Origin of the sequence: Halomonas elongata (assembly GCF_029081005.1) — a bacterium.
GTDB lineage: Bacteria > Pseudomonadota > Gammaproteobacteria > Pseudomonadales > Halomonadaceae > Halomonas > Halomonas elongata_B.
The window spans coordinates 1-18,517 of record NZ_JAJQTQ010000007.1 but is presented as its reverse complement, the minus strand read 5'-3'; the positions used below and the strand labels follow the sequence as shown (position 1 = coordinate 18,517).

The 18,517-nt window shown below is 64.7% G+C and carries 15 protein-coding genes; 14 read left to right on the top strand and 1 reads right to left on the bottom strand.

What is annotated here, in order from left to right:
- The first annotated feature begins 20 nt into the window (after positions 1-20).
- From LU493_RS06905 to lpxC, 12 genes are all read left to right on the top strand, one after another.
- Positions 21-1,544: a UDP-N-acetylmuramoyl-L-alanyl-D-glutamate--2,6-diaminopimelate ligase gene (locus LU493_RS06905; RefSeq protein ID WP_275287057.1), complete on the top strand. Its 1,524-nt coding sequence runs from the start codon at positions 21-23 to the stop codon at positions 1,542-1,544.
- Entirely contained in the window at positions 1,541-2,908 is a 1,368-nt protein-coding gene (locus LU493_RS06900; RefSeq protein ID WP_275287056.1) for a UDP-N-acetylmuramoyl-tripeptide--D-alanyl-D-alanine ligase, read from the top strand. The genes LU493_RS06905 and LU493_RS06900 overlap by 4 nt, the downstream gene beginning before the upstream one ends.
- 8 nt (positions 2,909-2,916) lie before the next feature.
- Entirely contained in the window at positions 2,917-3,999 is a 1,083-nt protein-coding gene (gene mraY / locus LU493_RS06895) for a phospho-N-acetylmuramoyl-pentapeptide-transferase (RefSeq protein WP_275287055.1), read from the top strand.
- A gap of 43 nt (positions 4,000-4,042) precedes the next feature.
- A complete protein-coding gene (gene murD / locus LU493_RS06890) occupies positions 4,043-5,431 on the top strand; it encodes a UDP-N-acetylmuramoyl-L-alanine--D-glutamate ligase (RefSeq protein ID WP_275287054.1) in 1,389 nt (462 codons plus the stop codon).
- Positions 5,428-6,618, top strand: a complete 1,191-nt coding sequence (gene ftsW / locus LU493_RS06885) for a putative lipid II flippase FtsW (protein WP_275287053.1) — start codon at positions 5,428-5,430, stop codon at positions 6,616-6,618. The genes murD and ftsW overlap by 4 nt, the downstream gene beginning before the upstream one ends.
- Positions 6,615-7,700: an undecaprenyldiphospho-muramoylpentapeptide beta-N-acetylglucosaminyltransferase gene (gene murG, locus LU493_RS06880; protein WP_275287052.1), complete on the top strand. Its 1,086-nt coding sequence runs from the start codon at positions 6,615-6,617 to the stop codon at positions 7,698-7,700. The genes ftsW and murG overlap by 4 nt, the downstream gene beginning before the upstream one ends.
- 61 nt (positions 7,701-7,761) lie before the next feature.
- Entirely contained in the window at positions 7,762-9,174 is a 1,413-nt protein-coding gene (murC, locus tag LU493_RS06875; RefSeq protein WP_275287051.1) for a UDP-N-acetylmuramate--L-alanine ligase, read from the top strand.
- Complete coding sequence (locus LU493_RS06870) at positions 9,171-10,088, top strand: D-alanine--D-alanine ligase (RefSeq protein WP_275287050.1); 918 nt, start codon at positions 9,171-9,173, stop codon at positions 10,086-10,088. The genes murC and LU493_RS06870 overlap by 4 nt, the downstream gene beginning before the upstream one ends.
- Position 10,089: 1 nt before the next feature.
- Entirely contained in the window at positions 10,090-10,815 is a 726-nt protein-coding gene (locus LU493_RS06865) for a cell division protein FtsQ/DivIB (RefSeq protein WP_275287049.1), read from the top strand.
- A gap of 198 nt (positions 10,816-11,013) precedes the next feature.
- Positions 11,014-12,303, top strand: a complete 1,290-nt coding sequence (ftsA, locus tag LU493_RS06860) for a cell division protein FtsA (protein WP_275287048.1) — start codon at positions 11,014-11,016, stop codon at positions 12,301-12,303.
- A gap of 35 nt (positions 12,304-12,338) precedes the next feature.
- Complete coding sequence (gene ftsZ / locus LU493_RS06855; RefSeq protein ID WP_275287047.1) at positions 12,339-13,523, top strand: cell division protein FtsZ; 1,185 nt, start codon at positions 12,339-12,341, stop codon at positions 13,521-13,523.
- Positions 13,524-13,635: 112 nt separating this feature from the next.
- A complete protein-coding gene (lpxC, locus tag LU493_RS06850) occupies positions 13,636-14,547 on the top strand; it encodes a UDP-3-O-acyl-N-acetylglucosamine deacetylase (protein WP_275287046.1) in 912 nt (303 codons plus the stop codon).
- Positions 14,548-14,633: 86 nt separating this feature from the next.
- On the opposite strand, the gene LU493_RS06845 is transcribed toward lpxC, so the two are convergent.
- Entirely contained in the window at positions 14,634-15,053 is a 420-nt protein-coding gene (locus LU493_RS06845) for a DUF721 domain-containing protein (RefSeq protein WP_275287045.1), read from the bottom strand.
- Positions 15,054-15,204: 151 nt separating this feature from the next.
- On the opposite strand from LU493_RS06845, the gene LU493_RS06840 reads away from it, so the two are divergent.
- Both LU493_RS06840 and secA read left to right on the top strand, forming a co-directional pair.
- Entirely contained in the window at positions 15,205-15,567 is a 363-nt protein-coding gene (locus tag LU493_RS06840; protein ID WP_275287044.1) for a hypothetical protein, read from the top strand.
- A gap of 60 nt (positions 15,568-15,627) precedes the next feature.
- Positions 15,628-18,351, top strand: a complete 2,724-nt coding sequence (gene secA / locus LU493_RS06835; RefSeq protein WP_275287043.1) for a preprotein translocase subunit SecA — start codon at positions 15,628-15,630, stop codon at positions 18,349-18,351.
- Positions 18,352-18,517: the final 166 nt, after the last annotated feature.

Here is an 18,517-nt window from a genome sequence, read left to right as displayed (position 1 = left end):
TCGACCGATGCGAGGCCGGCATGCATGTGAATTCATCGCGACTGGTGGCAGCACTGGCTCGCCATTGGCCGGAACAGTCCGCTGCCCTCGAAGGGCTCGGGCTGGCCGGCGACGTCATGCTTTGCCAGGACAGTCGGGAACTGGCCGAGGGTGACGTCTTCCTGGCGATGCCCGGCGTGAGCGTCGATGGCCGCGATTTCATCGATCAGGCCCTGGCGGCCGGCGCTTCCGCGGTGCTGGCCCATGCCGAGCCGGGCGAGTCGTCGCCTACGGCCTCCCGGGTGATGTCGCTGGAGGGCTTGGTCGAGCGGCTCGGCGAATTCGGCCGGTCGTTGTTCGAGGTGCCGGAGTCCCTGGAGTTGATCGGGGTCACCGGCACCAACGGCAAGAGCTCGGTGACGCACTATATCGCGGCGCTGAGTCGTCTCCTGGGACGTGACGCCGGCATGATAGGGACCCTGGGGTACGGACGTCCCGGCGCGTTGCGGGAAGGGCGGCTGACCACGCCCGGGCCGCTGGCGTTGCAGTCGGCGCTGGGCGAACTGGCCGCCGAAGGCGTCGAGCGGGTGGCCATGGAAGCGTCGTCTCATGCCCTGGAGCAGGATCGACTCTCGGGCTGTCGGCTGACGGCCGCTGTCTTCACCAACCTGAGTCGCGACCATCTCGACTATCACGGCAGCATGGCGGCTTATGCTGCCGCCAAGGCCCGGCTGTTCCAGCGCCCCGAGCTGGGGCTGGCGGTGGTCAACGGCGACGATCCCCTGGCACGGCTGATGCTGGCCGGTCTGCCTGACCATGAAGGAGAGCGTGCGCGCGTGCTGGCGGTCGGCGATGACGAGGCGGTCACGCTGCGTGTGGTGGGAGTCGAGCCGTTGCCCCAGGGCCAGCGCGCCGTCATCGCCACGCCGGATGGCGAGCGGGTGCTGGAAATCGGCCTCATGGGCGTTTTCAACCTGACCAATGTGCTGTTGGCCATCGCGACCCTGTACGGGTTGGGCGAGGACCTCGAGGCGCTGTTCGCTGCTGCCGCCGAGTTGACGCCGGTGCCGGGCCGCATGCAGGTGCTGGCCGATACCCGGGGACCGACGGTGGTGGTCGACTATGCGCACACGCCGGACGCCCTGGAGAATGCCCTCCAGGGGTTGAGGACGCACTTGCCGGATCAGGGGCGCCTGTGGTGCCTGTTCGGCTGTGGCGGTGATCGGGACGCGGGCAAGCGACCCTTGATGGCCGCTGCCGCCGAGCGCTACGCGGACGTGCCGGTGATCACCGACGACAATCCTCGTGGTGAGTCGGCGGCCAGGATCCGCGAGCAGGTGTTCGCCGGCCTGAGCGAGGATGCACGACGGTCGGCACGGGTTCGAGGCGGTCGGGCGACAGCCATTCACGAGGCCATCGTCGAGGCTGACGCCGAGGACGTGATCCTGATCGCCGGCAAGGGACACGAGACCTACCAGGAGATCGAGGACGTGCGTCATCCTTTTTCCGATCTCGATGAAGCTCGGGCCGCGCTGGCCGAGCGACATGGAGAGGCTCTCCAATGAGCGGTGCCGGTCTGGCCTCTCTCGGAGCGGTGGCCCGGGTGCTGGGGGCGGTACCACCGGATGCCGATGTGGCGCTGACGGCGATCACCACCGATACGCGGCGTCTGGGACCGGGGGGGCTTTTCGTGGCGCTCGTCGGTGAGCGCTTCGATGCCCATGACTTCATTGCCCAGGCCCGGGACGCCGGTGCCGCGGCGGCGTTGGTCGAACGGCGACAGGATGATCCACTGCCGCAACTGGAGGTTGCCGATACCCGGCTGGCGCTCGGTCTGCTGGGCAGGGCGCGACGTCGCGACTGGGGTGGTCCGCTGGTGGCCGTGACCGGCAATAGCGGCAAGACGACCGTCAAGCAGATGCTGGCGACCATCCTGTCACGCTCCGGCGAGACTCTGGCGACCCGGGGCAATCTCAACAACGATTTCGGCGCCCCCATGACACTGCTCGAGCTGGCTGACGAGCACCGCCAGGCGGTGGTGGAACTGGGGGCCAATCATCTGGGCGAGATCGCCTGGACGGCGTCGCTGGCGATGCCCGACGTGGCAGTGATCACCAACGTGACCGGTGCCCATGTCGGCGAGTTCGGTGGCATGGGACGCATTGCCCAGGCCAAGGGCGAGATCCTGGGGGGGCTATCCCGTGATGGCGTGGCGGTGCTCAATCGTGACGACCACTATTTCGGGCTCTGGGCGAGTCAGGCGTCGCCCCGGGAGGTGCTCGATTTCGGGCTCGAGGGAGCAGGGCGTCTGCGTGCCGAGACACTAGTCTGCGATGAGTTCGGGCGCTATGCTTTCACGCTGTCTTTCGATGGTCGCGAGCTGGGGCGGATATCGTTGCCGCTGATGGGGCGGCACAACGTCGCCAATGCCCTGGCGGCGGCGGCGGCGGCCCTGGCCCTGCAGACCGATCCGGCCGACGTGCTGGCCGGCCTGGCAGAGGTCGAGCCGGTGCCCGGCCGGCTCGGCGTGTTCGCCGGGCGGAATGGCGCGCGTTTGCTGGATGACACCTACAATGCCAATCCCGGTGCCGTGAAGGCGGCGCTGGAGACTCTGGCAATGTTGCCGGCGCCCCGTTGGTGCCTGTTGGGGGCCATGGGGGAACTGGGCGAGTCTTCCGCGCACTGGCATGCCGACGTCGGGCGTCACGCGCGGGAATTGGGCATCGATTTTCTCGGTACTCTCGGCGAGGCGGCGCGGCCGGCCAGCCGTGCCTTCGGCGAAGAAGGGTACCATTTCGACGACAGAGAGGCGCTGACGCGCCATGTTCTCCACCACCTGCCGCCGGGTGCCAGCGTGCTGGTCAAGGGGTCGCGCAGTGCCGGAATGGAACACGTGGTGACCGCGCTGCGCTCGGATGCATCAAGGTAACGCATTACATGCTGCTTTTTCTGGCTGACTTCCTGGCGCAATTCCAGAGCGCCTTCAACGTATTCAATTATCTGACCCTGCGGATGATCCTGGGGACCCTGACGGCACTGATCCTGTGTCTCTGGCTGGGGCCGGTGGTCATCCGACGCCTGGTGGAACGCCAGATCGGCCAGGCCGTGCGCGATGATGGCCCTCAGTCGCACCTGTCCAAGGCCGGCACGCCGACCATGGGCGGGGCGATGATCCTCATGGCCATCGCCGTCAGTACCCTGCTGTGGGGGGATCTCGCCAATCACTATGTCTGGGTCGTGCTGGCGGTCACCCTGGGCTTCGGGGCCATCGGGTGGGTCGACGACTACCGCAAGGTCGTGGAGAAGAACCCGCGCGGCCTGCCGGCCCGCTGGAAGTATTTCTGGCAGTCGGTGATCGGGCTGGCGGCGGCGCTCATTCTCTATGTCACCGCCGCATCGCCGGTGGAAACGAGCCTGATCGTGCCGCTGTTCAAGGAGTTCGTGCTGTCCCTTGGCGTCTTCTACATCCTGCTCAGCTATCTGGTGATCGTCGGCAGTTCCAATGCCGTGAACCTCACCGACGGGCTCGATGGCCTGGCCATCATGCCGACCGTGCTGGTCGCCATGGGGCTGGCCGTGTTCGCCTATGCCAGCGGTAACGTGGTGTTCGCCGAATACCTTCAGATCCCGATGATTCCCGGTGCCGGGGAACTGGCGGTATTCTGTGCCACCATTGCCGGCGCGGGGCTGGGCTTTCTGTGGTTCAACACCTATCCGGCCCAGGTCTTCATGGGCGATGTGGGCGCCCTGGCCCTGGGGGCGGCGCTTGGCGTGGTCGCCGTCATCGTGCGCCAGGAAATCGTGCTGTTCATCATGGGTGGCATCTTCGTCATGGAGACCGTGTCGGTGATCCTGCAGGTCGGATCCTACAAGTTGACCGGCCGGCGGATCTTCCGCATGGCGCCTCTGCATCACCATTACGAGCTCAAGGGATGGCCGGAACCACGGGTCATCGTGCGTTTCTGGATCATCACGGTCGTACTGGTGCTGCTGGGGCTGGCCACACTGAAGATTCGTTGAGGCTCCGTGCGGAGCTGCAAGCCGTTCACGCGAGGAGCCATTCATGGTCAAGGTGCCCAAGGGAGTCACGCTGGTGGTCGGGCTCGGTATCTCGGGGCGTGCCATCTGCCGTCACCTGGAGCGCCTGGGCCGTCCCTTCATGGTGGCCGATACCCGTGAGGTGCCGCCGGGGCTAGATGCCTTTCGGGATGCGCATCCGGGGGTCGAGGTGCATTGCGGCTCGCTGGCCGGTATCGACATGCACGAGGCGCATGAAGTCGTGCTCAGTCCGGGCGTGGACCCTCATCTGCCCGAGCTGGCCGCGCTGGCAGGGCGTGTCGGCGACTCCGGCGACCCGCTGGTGGTGGGCGAAATGGCCTTGTTCACGCGTGCCTGTCGAGCGCCCATTGCCGCCGTTACCGGGGCCAATGCCAAGTCCACGGTGACCACCCTGCTGGGCGAGATGGCGGCCGAGGCGGGCTGGCACGTGGCGGTGGGTGGCAACCTGGGGACCGCCGCCCTGGATCTGCTGGCCGAGTCGCCCGATGCCGAACTCTATGTGCTGGAACTGTCGAGCTTCCAGCTCGAGACGACGCCTCGGCTCGGTGCCGCGACCGCCGCCTTTCTCAATCTTTCCGAGGATCATCTGGATCGCCATGGCGACATGGCCGGCTATCGTGCCGCCAAGCTCGGTATCTTTCGTGGTGCCGAGCATGCCGTGGTCAATGCCGAGGACCCGCAGACCTGGCCGGCATGCTCGCTGCCGGCGCTCGATCGCTTTTCCTCCCGGATACCCGAATCGGGTGAATGGGGCATTGCGCCCCATGACGATGCCAGTGGACGGCGTGCCTGGCTGATGCATGGCGATACGCCCCTGGTGCCGGCCGACTCCCTGCGTCTTCAGGGACTTCACCATCAGGCCAATGCCCTGGCGGCCTTGGCCATGGGGCATCGCCTGGGGTTGCCGATGTCCGACATGACCCGGGTACTGGGACGTTTCGCCGGATTGCCGCACCGCTGTGAGTGGATCGCCGATATCGATGGTGTGCGCTGGATCAACGACACCAAGGGCACCAACGTGGGGGCGACCCTGGCCGCCATCGCCGGCATCGGGCCGACCCTTCAGGGGCGCGTGATCCTGTTGGCGGGAGGCGTCGGCAAAGGGGCCGACTTCACGCCACTGGCGGCGCCTCTACGACGATATGGCCGCGAGGCGATTCTCTTCGGGCGTGATGCGGACAAGCTTGAAGCCGCTCTCGAGGAGGCCCTGCCCCTGCATCGGGTCGAGGACCTGACGGCCGCCATGGAACTGGCCGGTGACATCGCTTCGCCCGGCGATTGCGTTCTGCTGTCGCCGGCCTGTGCCAGTCTCGACCAGTTTCCGAACTATCAGGCGCGTGGCGACGCCTTTCGGCAGGCCGTCGAACGACGCTCTGGCAAGGAGGCCACATGAATCGTCTATCCCGTTTGCGAGAAGAGTTGTCGACCCGGGATCACGTCTGTGATGGCTGGTTGCTGGTAGCCACCCTCTCCCTGTTGCTGATCGGTTGGGTCATGGTCACTTCCGCATCCACGGAAGTCGCCACCAGTCTTACCGGTAACCCCTGGTATTTCAGCGTGCGCCACGGGGTCTTCGTGTTGACCTCCCTGGTGATCGCGCTGGTGGTCCTGCGCATCCCGCTGGCCTGGTGGAAGGCCAACGGCCCCTTGTTGCTGCTCGTCGGCCTGGCTCTGCTGGCTCTCGTCCTGGTGGTGGGGCGCGAAGTCAATGGCAGTCGGCGCTGGCTATCGATTCCCGGCATTCCGCTGAATCTGCAGGCCTCGGAGATCGCCAAACTGTGTCTGATCGTCTATCTGGCGGGCTATCTCGAGCGCTTCCTGCCCCAGGTGCGCCGCCAGTGGGGGGCTTTCCTGAGGCCGCTGATGGTGATGGCGGTCATGGGGGTGTTGCTGATCTTCGAGCCGGACTATGGCGCGGTGGTGGTCATGACGGGGTGCGTCATGGGCATGCTGCTGATGGCGGGAGCCCCCTGGGGGCGCTTCCTGCTGTTGATGGGGCTGGTGGCGGCGCTGGGCGCCGTGCTGGCCGTCGCCGAGCCCTACCGGATGGCACGACTGACCAGCTTCATCGACCCCTGGGCCGATCAATTCGCCAGCGGCTATCAGCTGACCCAGGCGTTGATCGCCTTCGGGCGCGGGGAGTGGTTCGGTACCGGGCTCGGCAACAGCGTGCAGAAGCTGTTCTATCTCCCCGAAGCGCATACCGACTTCGTGTTTGCCGTGCTGGCCGAAGAACTGGGTATGGTAGGCGCCATCGCCGTGATCGGGTTGTTCGCCTTGCTGGTATGGCGTGCCATGGCGGTGGGGCGTCGTGCCGAACTGGCCAGGCGGCCCTTCGCGGCGTATCTCTGTTACGGCATTGCCCTGGTGATCGGCGCCCAGGCGTTCATCAACATTGCGGTGAGTACCGGGATGTTGCCCACCAAGGGGCTGACGTTGCCGTTGCTCAGTTACGGTGGCTCGAGCCTGGTGATCAGTGCCGCCATGGTCGGCATGCTGCTGCGGGCGGACATCGAGACACGACAGGCCAGGCGGCGTGAGCAGCCCACTGCGCCAAGGACAGGAGACGCCCGATCATGAAGGATGACGAGACACGCCGCGTATTGATCATGGCCGGTGGTACCGGCGGGCACGTGATTCCGGCCCTGTCGCTGGCTCGTGCGCTGGCCGAACGGGGCGTCGAGGTTCAGTGGTTGGGCAGCCCGAGAGGCATCGAGAACCGCCTGGTGCCGGAGGCCGGGATCCCCCTGCATCGCATCGCCGTGAGTGGCCTGCGCGGCAAGGGGGTGATTGGCTGGCTGATCGCGCCCTGGCGACTGGCGCGAGCGGTCTGGCAGGCTCGTCGGGTGGTGCATGATGTCGATCCGCAACTGGTCGTGGGCCTCGGTGGGTTTGCCAGCGGCCCGGGCGGGCTGGCGGCCTGGCTCGACCGTCGCCCCCTGGTGATCCACGAACAGAACGCCGTGGCCGGCCTGACCAACCGTGTATTGTCACGGCTGGCCAGGCGCACCTTCACGGCCTTTCCCCAGGCCTTTCCGGGGCGCGGCGAGGTGGTCGGCAATCCGGTGCGGACCGAGATCGCCGAGCTCGGCGAGCATCCTCGCGAGGCGGCGACGATGCGCGAGCGTTCCCTGCGCCTGCTGGTGATCGGTGGGTCGCTGGGGGCCCAGGCCCTGAATCAGCGGCTTCCCGAGGCGCTGGCGGCGCTCCCGGCGGAGCGCCGCCCCGAGATCTGTCACCAGGCGGGCCGTGACAAGGATGAGCCGACCCGGGCAGTCTATGACGAACACGCCGTCGAGGCGCGCGTGCCGGCGTTTATCGATGACATGGCCGAGGCCTACGATTGGGCCGACCTGGTCGTGTGCCGAGCCGGTGCCCTGACGGTGGCGGAGCTCGCGGCGGCCGCGAAGCCGGCGTTGTTCGTGCCCTATCCACACGCAGTGGATGACCATCAGACCGCCAACGCCGCGGCGCTGGTGGAGGAGGGGGCGGCGTCGCTGATGCCCCAGGAGGAAATGACCGCAGCGGCGTTGGCCGAGCGCCTGGCGACGCTGCTGGATCCCGATACATTGGCCGCCATGGCGTCTCAGGCTCGGCGCTGTGCACGCCTCGATGCCATGGAACGCCTGGCGGCCGGCTGCATGGAGACAGGTTTTGAGTGACGACAGTCTAGGGCCGGTCCCCGGTCAGTCGCATCCGCCCCGTCATGGGCGCGGGTTGGGAATGCGCCGTATCCGGTGCATTCATTTCGTCGGCATCGGAGGGGCCGGCATGTGCGGTATCGCCGAGGTGCTGGCCAACCAGGGGTATGCGGTCAGCGGCAGTGATCTCAAGCTCTCGCCGGTGGTCATGCGCCTGCGTGAATGCGGCATTGCCGTGGCCATCGGTCATGCCGAGGAAAACGCTCGAGACGCCGATGTCGTGGTGGTTTCGACCGCCGTCGACGAGACCAATCCCGAGATTCGCTGGGCGCAGGAGCACCGGATACCGGTGGTGCGCCGGGCCGAGATGCTCGCCGAGTTGATGCGTTTCCGCCATGGCATCGCCGTGGCCGGCACCCATGGCAAGACGACCACGACCAGCCTGACGGCGACCCTGCTCGGGGAAGGTGGGCTCGACCCGACCTTCGTGATCGGCGGTCGACTGACCAGTGCCGGCGTCAATGCGCGTCTGGGGGAGGGCGATTACCTGGTGGCCGAGGCCGATGAGTCGGATGCCTCCTTCCTGCACCTGCAGCCCATGGTCGCCATCGTCACCAACATCGATGCCGATCATATGGCGACCTACGGTGGCGACTTCGAGCGACTCAAGGGCACCTTCATCGAGTTTCTGCACAACCTGCCATTCTACGGTCTGGCGGTGCTGTGCATCGACGACGCCAATGTGCGCGGCCTGATCGAGCGGGTCAACCGCCAGTTCGTCACCTACGGATTCAGCGAAGATGCCGATTATCGGCTCGAGAATTTCGTGCAGCATGGGGGTGAGGCACGTTTCACCGCGCGTCGTCCCGATGGCCTGGCCCCGCTCGCGGTACAACTGGCCATGCCCGGCGAACACAATGCCTTGAACGCCATGGCTGCCATCGCGGTGGCCAGCGACGCGGGAGTGGATGATGCGGCCATCCTGCGGGGGCTGGCGAGCTTTGCCGGGGTTGGTCGTCGCTTCCAGGTACATGGTCATTTCGCCGCGCCACGAGGCGAGGGCGAGATCATGCTGGTGGACGACTATGGCCATCATCCCCGGGAAGTGGAAATGGTGATCAAGGCGGTTCGCGACGGCTGGCCCGAGCGTCGTCTGGTCATGGTCTATCAGCCGCATCGTTATTCGCGCACCCGTGACCTGTTCGAGGATTTCGTGCGCGTGCTGGCGGGGGTCGATACGCTGCTGCTGCTGGACGTCTACAGTGCCGGCGAGTCGCCGCTGCCGGGAGCCGATGGCCGTACCCTGGCGGGGTCCATCCGTCAGCGTGGCGAGGTCGACCCGATCTTCGTGCAGGACAAGGGCGAGCTGCCGGAGCTGCTGGCCAAGGTGTTGTGCCCCGGTGATATCCTGATCACACAGGGAGCGGGTGATGTGGGAGGTATCTCCCAGCGGCTGTCCGATGCGCGGCTGGTGCTTGACGAGGTGAAGCTATGACGATCGACCATGGACGGGTGGTGGTGCTTTACGGTGGGGATTCCGCCGAGCGGGACGTGTCGCTGAAGAGCGGCGAGGCGGTATTGGCGGCACTCGAGCGCGGCGGTGTGGCACCGATCGCCTTCGACCCGGCCGAGGGGGGGCTGGCTGGCCTCGAGGCCCTGGCGCCGGATCGTGTGTTCATCGCCCTGCATGGCCGGGGTGGCGAGGACGGGACCCTGCAGGGGGCCCTGGAATTGCTGGGCATCCCCTACACCGGCAGCGGTGTGCTGGCATCCGCCCTGGGAATGGACAAGCAGCGTACCAAGCTGGTCTGGCAGGCCATGGGGCTGCCGACCCCGGAATGCGTGATGCTGGATGCCGACGCCGACTGGAATGCCGTGGTGGAACGCCTCGGGCTGCCGCTGATCGTCAAGCCGGTACACGAGGGCTCGACTCTGGGCATCACCATTGTCGATAGTGCCGAGACCCTGGCGGCGGCCTATCGGGATGCGGCTCGCTACGATGCTCGCGTCATGGCCGAACGCTTCATTCGTGGCGAGGAATATACAGTGTCGCTGCTAGGCGACGAGGCACTGCCGGCGATTCGCGTGGAAGTGCCGGGCGGCTTCTATGACTACGAAGCCAAATACCTGTCCGATGAAACGCTTTATCATGTGCCATGTGGGCTGTCCGAGCCGGAAGAGCGGGCGTTGGCCGAGCTTTGCCGTGAGGCCTTCGAGGCCATCGGCTGTCAAGGCTGGGGGCGTGTCGATGTCATGCGCGACGACCGGGGACGTTTCTGGTTGCTCGAGGTCAATACCGTGCCGGGCATGACGGATCACAGCCTGGTTCCCCAGGCGGCGGCCCACGCCGGCGTCGACTTCGACACCCTGGTGCTGCGTATCCTTGCCACCGCCGGTCGGAACGACTGATATGGTGCGTCGTTCCTCCCTCATCGGTCTGCTGCTGTTGGCGCTCTTGCTGGGAGCCGGTAGTCGCGCCCTGTGGCTATGGCTGGACCGTCCCGTCGAGCGCGTGTCGATCCGGGGCGAGCTGCACCATGTCAGCGCCGACTATCTGCGGGACCGGTTGGCGCCACTCGTCCAGGGGCAGACCTGGCTGTCGGTGGATATCGATGCCATGCGGGACCGGGCCAGGGAGATCGGCTGGTTGAGTGAGGTGAGCCTGCATCGTGAGTGGCCCAATGCCCTGCGCTTCGAGCTGGAGGAGCAGGTGCCGGTGGCACGCTGGAATGATGACCGACTCCTGAATGCCCGGGGAGAACCCTTTGCCTTCGCTCCGGTGACTCCGCCTGAGGGACTGCCGGACCTGTCCGGTCCCGAAGGCAGCGGCGCCGAGGTGCTGGCCTATCATGATAGGCTGGTGTCGCGTTTCGCCGACCAGGGGCTCGATGTACGCCAGCTGCGACTCGAGCCCAGAGGGGCCTGGCGTTTTCAACTGGATGATGATGTCTGGGTGATGCTGGGGCGAAATCATCGGTCAGGGCGTCTGGAACGGTTCGAGGCCGCCTGGCGTCGAGAACTGGGCGAATGGGCGTCGCACATCCGCTACATCGATCTTCGTTATCCCAATGGTGTCGCCGTTGCCTGGCATGGTGAAACCGAGCCTGTCGAAAGCGATTCCGAAGCGGAAGGTTGAAGGCTCCAGTTCGCGAATTGTCCGCCCGGCGTGACCTGGGGGGATTCCTTTAATGCGAAAATAACCGTATCGTGAAGGGCCAATTTTCGGTTATGGGCTGGTGGAACGGCGCGAGTTGTTCCTATAATTAGTCCAGATTTTTTCGTGACAAACATGCATTTCCCCTAGCGGGTCTGGCTCGAGGAGAATTCCCGGCTCATGGCAGGTCCATCCAATGCGTCCAATATGGTAGTCGGGCTGGATATCGGAACATCCAAGGTCGTGGCGATCGTGGGGCAGCCCACTGACGATGGCGGAATCGAAATTGCCGGTATCGGCTCCCATCCCTCTCGAGGAATGAAGAAGGGGGTGGTGATCAATATCGAGTCCACGGTGCAGTCGATCCAGCGTGCCGTGGAAGAAGCCGAGCTCATGGCCGGTTGCGATATTCATTCCGTGTACGTGGGAATCGCCGGGAGCCATATCAGCTCGATGAATTCCGACGGTGTGGTGGCGATCAAGGAGCGTGAAGTCGCCTCCACCGACATTGATCGCGTCATCGATTCGGCCCGTGCCCGGGCCATTTCCGAGGGTCAGCGCGTCCTGCATGTGTTGCCTCAGGAATTCGCCATCGACACCCAGGGTGGCATTCGCGAACCCCTGGGCATGTCCGGCGTGCGTCTCGAGGCGCGAGTGCATCTGGTCACCGCGGCACTCAATGCGGTGCAGAACATCGAAAAGTGCGTGCGTCGTTGCGGGCTCGATGTGGATGCCATCATCCTCGAGCAACTGGCGTCCAGCCATGCCGTGCTCACCGAGGATGAGCGAGAGCTCGGTGTGTGCGTGGTGGATATCGGTGGCGGCACGACCGATATCGCGGTGTTTACCGAGGGGGCCATCCGTCACACCGCGGTGATTCCCATCGCCGGCGACCAGGTCACCAACGACATCGCCATGGCGCTGCGCACACCGACCCAGCATGCCGAGGAAATCAAGGTCAAGTACGCCTGCGCGCTGACGCAGCTGGCGTCCAGTGACGAAATGATCAAGGTCCCCAGCGTCGGTGATCGAGCGGCGCGAGACCTGTCGCGGCAGTCGCTGGCCGAGGTGGTCGAACCACGTTACGAGGAACTTTTCACCCTCATACGTGACGAACTGCGGCGCAGTGGCTATGAGGACCTGGTAGCGGCCGGTGTGGTACTGACCGGCGGCACGGCACGCATGGAAGGCGTCGTCGAGCTGGCCGAAGAGATCTTCCACATGCCGGTACGAATCGCTTGCCCGCAGAATGTCCGTGGGCTCGCCGATGTGGTGCGTAATCCGATTTATTCGACGGGGGTCGGTTTGCTACATTACGCTCTGAATGAGACCCGTCAGGGGCTCGGCCATCAGGAGCGCGATGGCGGCATCTCGGCGCAACCGAGACGCGGTGACGTCTCCCGGCGTGGACCAGAGGAAGGGACTCCGGCGCTGGTAAGGCTCAAGAGCTGGTTCAAAGGAAATTTCTGACAGGGCCGCCCGAGGCGGTCCAGGAGACGGGGCTAATGTTCGAACTCGTGGATAGCGCACCTTCAAGCAGTGCGGTTATCAAGGTGATCGGTGTCGGTGGCGGCGGTGGCAATGCCGTCAACCACATGGTCGAGAGCAGCATCGAGGGCGTGGAATTCATCTGCGCCAACACCGATGCCCAGGCGCTGAAGAGCGTGGCGGCAAAGACCGTTCTCCAGCTTGGCAGCGAGATCACCAAGGGGCTGGGAGCGGGAGCCAGCCCCGAGGTCGGTCGTCAGGCGGCCATGGAGGATCGCGAACGCATCGCCGAGTTGCTGGGCGGTGCCGACATGGTCTTCATTACCGCCGGCATGGGCGGTGGTACCGGGACCGGTGGTGCGCCCGTGGTGGCGCAGGTTGCCAAGGAGCTCGGCATCCTCACCGTCGCGGTGGTGACTCGCCCCTTCCCCTTCGAGGGGCCCAAGCGGATGCGGGCCGCCGAGGAGGGCATGAAGGAACTTTCCGAGCATGTCGACTCGCTGATCACCATCCCCAACGAGAAACTGCTGTCGGTGTTGGGCAAGAGCGCGACCCTGCTGACCGCCTTCAGTGCCGCCAATGACGTCCTGCTCGGTGCCGTTCAGGGCATCGCCGAGCTGATCACCAGCCCCGGCATCATCAACGTCGACTTTGCCGACGTGCGTACCGTGATGTCCGAGATGGGCATGGCGATGATGGGGACGGGCGGTGCCACCGGCGAGAACCGTGCCCGAGAGGCTGCCGAGAAGGCCATTCGCAGCCCCTTGCTCGAGGACATCGACCTGCACGGCGCCCGGGGGATCCTGGTCAACATCACTGCCGGTCCGGACCTTTCCATCGGGGAGTTCAACGATGTGGGTGCCACGGTCCAGGAGTTCGCTTCCCAGGATGCGACCATCGTCGTCGGCACGTCCATCGACATGGAAATGAGCGACGAGTTGCGCGTCACCGTGGTGGCGGCCGGCCTGGATGGCCAGCGTCAGGCGCCGTCGGCCAGCCGTGAGTCGACACGTCGCAGCGATGCGGCCGCGGTTCGCCAGCAGGCTGCTGCCAGCCGGGCCCATCAGAATCGTTCTGCTGCCGCGTCCAAGCCCGAACCGCAGGAATCTCCGCGTTCGCAGCCACAGTCGGAAACGCGCAAGTCCCAGGAGCTGGATGACTACCTGGACATTCCGGCCTTCCTGCGTCGCCAGGCCGATTGACGCGGTTCATTGTTCGCATAGGCAGTGGTCGATGATGATATTTTTGTTGAAACGTTCGTTCGGTGTTATAGTGAACGGTGTTTGATAATCAACGACTGCCTGGCGAACGCCCATGATTAGACAACGCACGCTCAAGAATGTCATTCGCGCCACTGGCGTCGGCCTGCATTCGGGCAAGAAGGTCTACCTGACCTTGCGCCCTGCACCCGTCGACACTGGCATCGTCTTCGTGCGCACCGACCTGGAGCCTGAAGTACAGATTCCGGCCCGTGCCGAGAACGTCACCGACACGACCCTGTGCACGGCCCTGTCGCAGGACGGTGTCAAGGTGGCGACCGTCGAGCACCTGATGTCCGCCCTGGCTGGCCTGGGCATCGACAATGCCTATGTCGATGTCAGCGCGCCCGAGGTGCCGATCATGGATGGCAGTGCCGGCCCCTTCGTGTTCCTCATCCAGTCGGCGGGTATCGCCGAACAGGACGCGCCGAAGCAGTTCATCCGCATCAAGCGTGAAGTCGTGGTTCGCGAGGATGACAAGGAAGCGATCTTCCTGCCCCATCAGGGCTTCAAGGTTTCCTTCGCCATCGATTTCGACCACCCGGTGTTCGAGGAGCAGAAGCAGACCGCCGCGGTCGATTTCTCCACGACGTCCTTCGTCAAGGAAGTGTCCCGAGCCCGTACTTTCGGTTTCATGCGTGACCTCGAGCACCTGCGTTCGAACAATCTGGCGCTGGGCGGCAGTCTCGACAACGCTATCGTGGTCGATGATTATCGGATCGTGAACGAGGGTGGGTTGCGCTATGACGACGAGTTCGTCAAGCACAAGGTGCTGGATGCCATCGGTGATCTCTACCAGCTGGGCCATAGCCTGATTGGCGAGTTCCGTGGCGTGAAGTCCGGTCATGCGCTCAACAACCAGTTGTGTCGCGCCCTGATTGCCAATCCCCAGGCCTGGGAAATCGTCACGTTCGAGGACGATGCCCAGAAGGCCCCGATCTCCTATGCGGCGCCCGCCATGGCCTGACGCCGCCCCCCCCCCCGGGTACGTCGTTGCAGTGCAGTCCTTGACCGCCGCCCTCGCAGGGCGGCGGTTTCGTATGGGCGCAGGGATCAGCTTTCCGCGTGCGAGGCGAGGCGCTCCAGGGCACGCTTCAGGCGCGGATCGTCGACGTCGGCGGCGCAACTGGACAGTTCGTCGGCTGCACGGGCGGGAAGGTGGCGTGTCTGGCGTACCGGTGCCTTCGGCGGGCGCACCGGCCGGACCTTGAGGTCGAAGCCGCTTACTGCCTCGAAGCCGGCAAGTTCGTGGAGGCGCTTCAGCAATCGCGGCTGCTCATAGCGGAGTCTCGTCAACCAGGTAGCGCGATCGGTGATCAGGGTCAGGCGACCTTGTCGGAAACCGCCGACGTAAAGGTGCTCGCCGAGCTCGGCGGGAAGCTGGGCGCGCAGGTGCGCCTGGGCACGCTCGATCAACCGTGCCGTGCGCATCAATGAGCCCAGCTCGCCTTGCCCCTCGAGGAGCCTCGACATGGGCTGTGCTCGGAACCGCTTAACCTTTATACTCATCAGCTTGATTCTCGGGGTCATCCCCCTGACGTGATTCTTGGTCGTCGTGCCGGATGCGGATGCCGGCGACCGTTCGACAGCCAGAGCCTAGCACGCACGGGAGTTTCTCGACAGCATGGCCACTCTCTCCGCGGACATTCGCGCCCCTTCGGCGCCGTCGCGACGCCCTCGGGGTGCGCCGGCGCGTTGGTGGCTGGCCGGATTGCTGGTGAGCTGCCTGTTGCCGGCGGGACTCTCTCAGACCGAGTGGCGCCCCGTCGAACGTGTCGTGCAGATGTGCATCCTGGCACCGGCCCTGATTCGTGCCAGCTCACAGCTCCAGGCGAAACGCCGGTCGCGTCGCCACTGGCCGACTCGCGTGGCGCCGTATCGTCCGGCCGGGCAGCCTCGCCCGCTGGTCCGCCGTGCGCCGCTGCAGGCCGTCGCTGCCCATGATGTCCTGACCCGCCGTGGCCCGCCATCCATCGTATCGAGATGAGCGACGAAGCGGCTGAGCCAGCGTGCCGGCCGGATGCCATATGTAGTGACAGGACTCTTCATGATCAACAACCTGCTACGCAAGGTCGTCGGTTCCAAGAACGACCGCGAAGTCAAGCGCATGAACCGTATGGTGACGCGTGTCAATGCGCTGGAGACGGAGTACGAGGGCCTCGATGACGAGACCCTCAAGTCGCGGACCGGAGTGTTTCGCGAACGCCTGAACAACGGCGAGACACTGGATGCCCTGCTGCCCGAGGCCTTCGCCACGGTTCGCGAGGCCAGCAAACGTGTCATGGGCATGCGTCATTTCGATGTGCAGATGGTTGGCGGCATCACCCTGCACAATGGTCGCATCGCCGAGATGAAGACCGGCGAAGGCAAGACCCTGGTGGCGACCCTGGCGGTCTATCTCAATGCGCTGCCCGCCAGGGGCGTGCACGTGGTGACGGTGAACGACTATCTGGCATGCCGGGATGCGGACTGGATGCGTCCCCTGTATGAATGTCTCGGCCTGACGGTGGGGACCATCTATGCCGGCCAGAGCCCGGAGGAAAAGCGTCGCGCTTACGGCTGCGACATCACCTACGGGACCAACAACGAGTTCGGTTTCGACTACCTGCGCGACAACATGGCCTTCTCGCTGGAAGACAAGGTCCAGCGCGATCTGCACTTCGCCATCGTCGACGAGGTGGACTCGATCCTGATCGACGAGGCGCGGACCCCCTTGATCATCTCCGGGGCCGTGGACGAGAACACCGAGCTCTATCGGGTCGTCGATCGACTGGCCACTGGCCTGACCCCGTGCAGCGACGAAGAGGATCCGGAAAGCGGTGATTTCACGCTGGACGAGAAGCAGAAGCAGGTAGAACTCACCGAGGGCGGACACCACCGGGTCGAGGAATTGATGCGAACCGAGGGCCTGCTCGGTGCCGAGGACTCGCTCTACGCGGCCCAGAACCTCAATCTGCTCCAGCATATGCATTCGGCCCTGCGTGCCCGCCACCTGTACCATCGCGACGTCGATTACATCGTCAACGAAGGCCAGGTGGTGATCGTCGACGAGCACACCGGGCGCAGCATGCCGGGACGTCGCTGGTCGGAAGGGTTGCACCAGGCCGTAGAGGCCAAGGAAGGCGTGACCGTTCAACGCGAGAGCCAGACGCTGGCCTCGACGACCTTCCAGAATTATTTCCGCCTCTACGACAAGCTGTCCGGGATGACCGGTACTGCCGACACCGAGGCCTTCGAATTCCGCCAGATCTATGGACTCGATGTGGTGGTGATCCCGACCAATCGTCCGTTGATCCGCAAGGACGAGAACGATCTGGTCTATCTGAGCGCCGAGGAAAAGTTCGACGCCATCATCGAGGACGTCAAGGAACAGACCGAGAACGGTCGGCCGGTCCTGGTGGGTACCGCCTCCATCGAGACCTCCGAATATCTGGCCGAGCTGATGCGCAAGGCCCAGCTCGATTTCAACGTGCTCAATGCCAAGCAGCACCAGAGCGAGGCCGAGATCATCGCTCAGGCCGGTCGCCCGGGAGCGATCACGATCGCCACCAACATGGCCGGTCGTGGTACCGACATCGTGCTGGGCGGCAACTGGGAGGCCGAGGCCGCCAAGCTGGAGTCGCCCGACGAGGTGCAGATCGAGCGCCTCAAGCGTGAGTGGCAGGCGCGCCACGAGGCGGTGCTGGCCGCCGGGGGCCTGCATGTGATCGGTTCCGAGCGACATGAATCGCGACGCATCGACAATCAGCTGCGCGGCCGCTCCGGTCGTCAGGGCGACCCGGGCTCGACCCGTTTCTTCCTGTCCCTGGAAGACAACCTGATGCGTCTGTTCGGTTCCGATCGCGTGCAACGATTGATGCAGGCGATGGGGCTGGAAAAGGGCGAGGCCATCGAACACAAGATGGTATCCAATGCCGTCGAGCGGGCTCAGAAAAAGGTCGAGGGGCGCAACTTCGATATCCGCAAACAACTGCTCGAATATGACGACGTGGCCAACGATCAGCGTCGCGTGATCTATGAGCAGCGCAATGACATTCTCGGGGCCGAGGACGTCTCCGAGAACGTGCTGGGTATCCGCGAAGAAGTGCTGAACGAGGCTGTCAGCAGTTTCGTGCCGCCCCAGAGCCTGCCGGAGCAGTGGGACCTGGCGGGCCTCGAGGCGCATCTCAAGAGCGAGTTCAACCTCGATGCGCCAGTGGTGGAGTGGTCCGAGAACGACGAACGCTTCCATGAAGAGCAATTGCGCGAACGTCTCCAGACCATGCACCGCGAAGCCTACGCAGAGAAGGTCGAGGTCGCCGGCCCCGAATTGATGCGGCGTTTCGAGAAGCAGGTCATGCTGCAGGTGCTGGATACTCGCTGGAAGGAGCACCTGCAGTCCATGGACCACCTGCGTCGGGGCATCCATCTGCGCGGTTATGCACAGAAGAATCCCAAGCAGGAATACAAGCGCGAGTCCTTCGAGCTTTTCCAGCTGTTGCTCACCAACATCAAGGCCGATGTCACGCGCATTCTCAGCCACGTCAAGGTGCGTCGTCCCGAGGAAGTGGAAGAGCTGGAGCGTCAGCGTCGCGAATCTCTCGAGCGAGAGCAGGCGGCGTCCGCCAATCGTCGTGACGATGCCGAGGGCGAGGAGCAGGCATCGTCGGAACCGGCACCTGGTAGCGATGGCCGTCCGGCACGCCGTGAAGGGCCCAAGGTCGGACGCAACGATCCTTGCCCCTGCGGTTCCGGGAAGAAATTCAAGCAGTGCTGCGGCAAGCTTAGTTAATGGTAATGGCCACGAGTCACGAGGCCCGAGCGACGAGATCCGAGCCACGACAGCCTTGCTTTGGGTTCGGGGGATTTTGATACTCCTGCCGAAGCTCGAAGCTCGAAGCTCGAAGCTCGAAGCTCGAAGCTCGAAGCTCGAAGCTCGAAGCTCGAAGCTCGAAGCT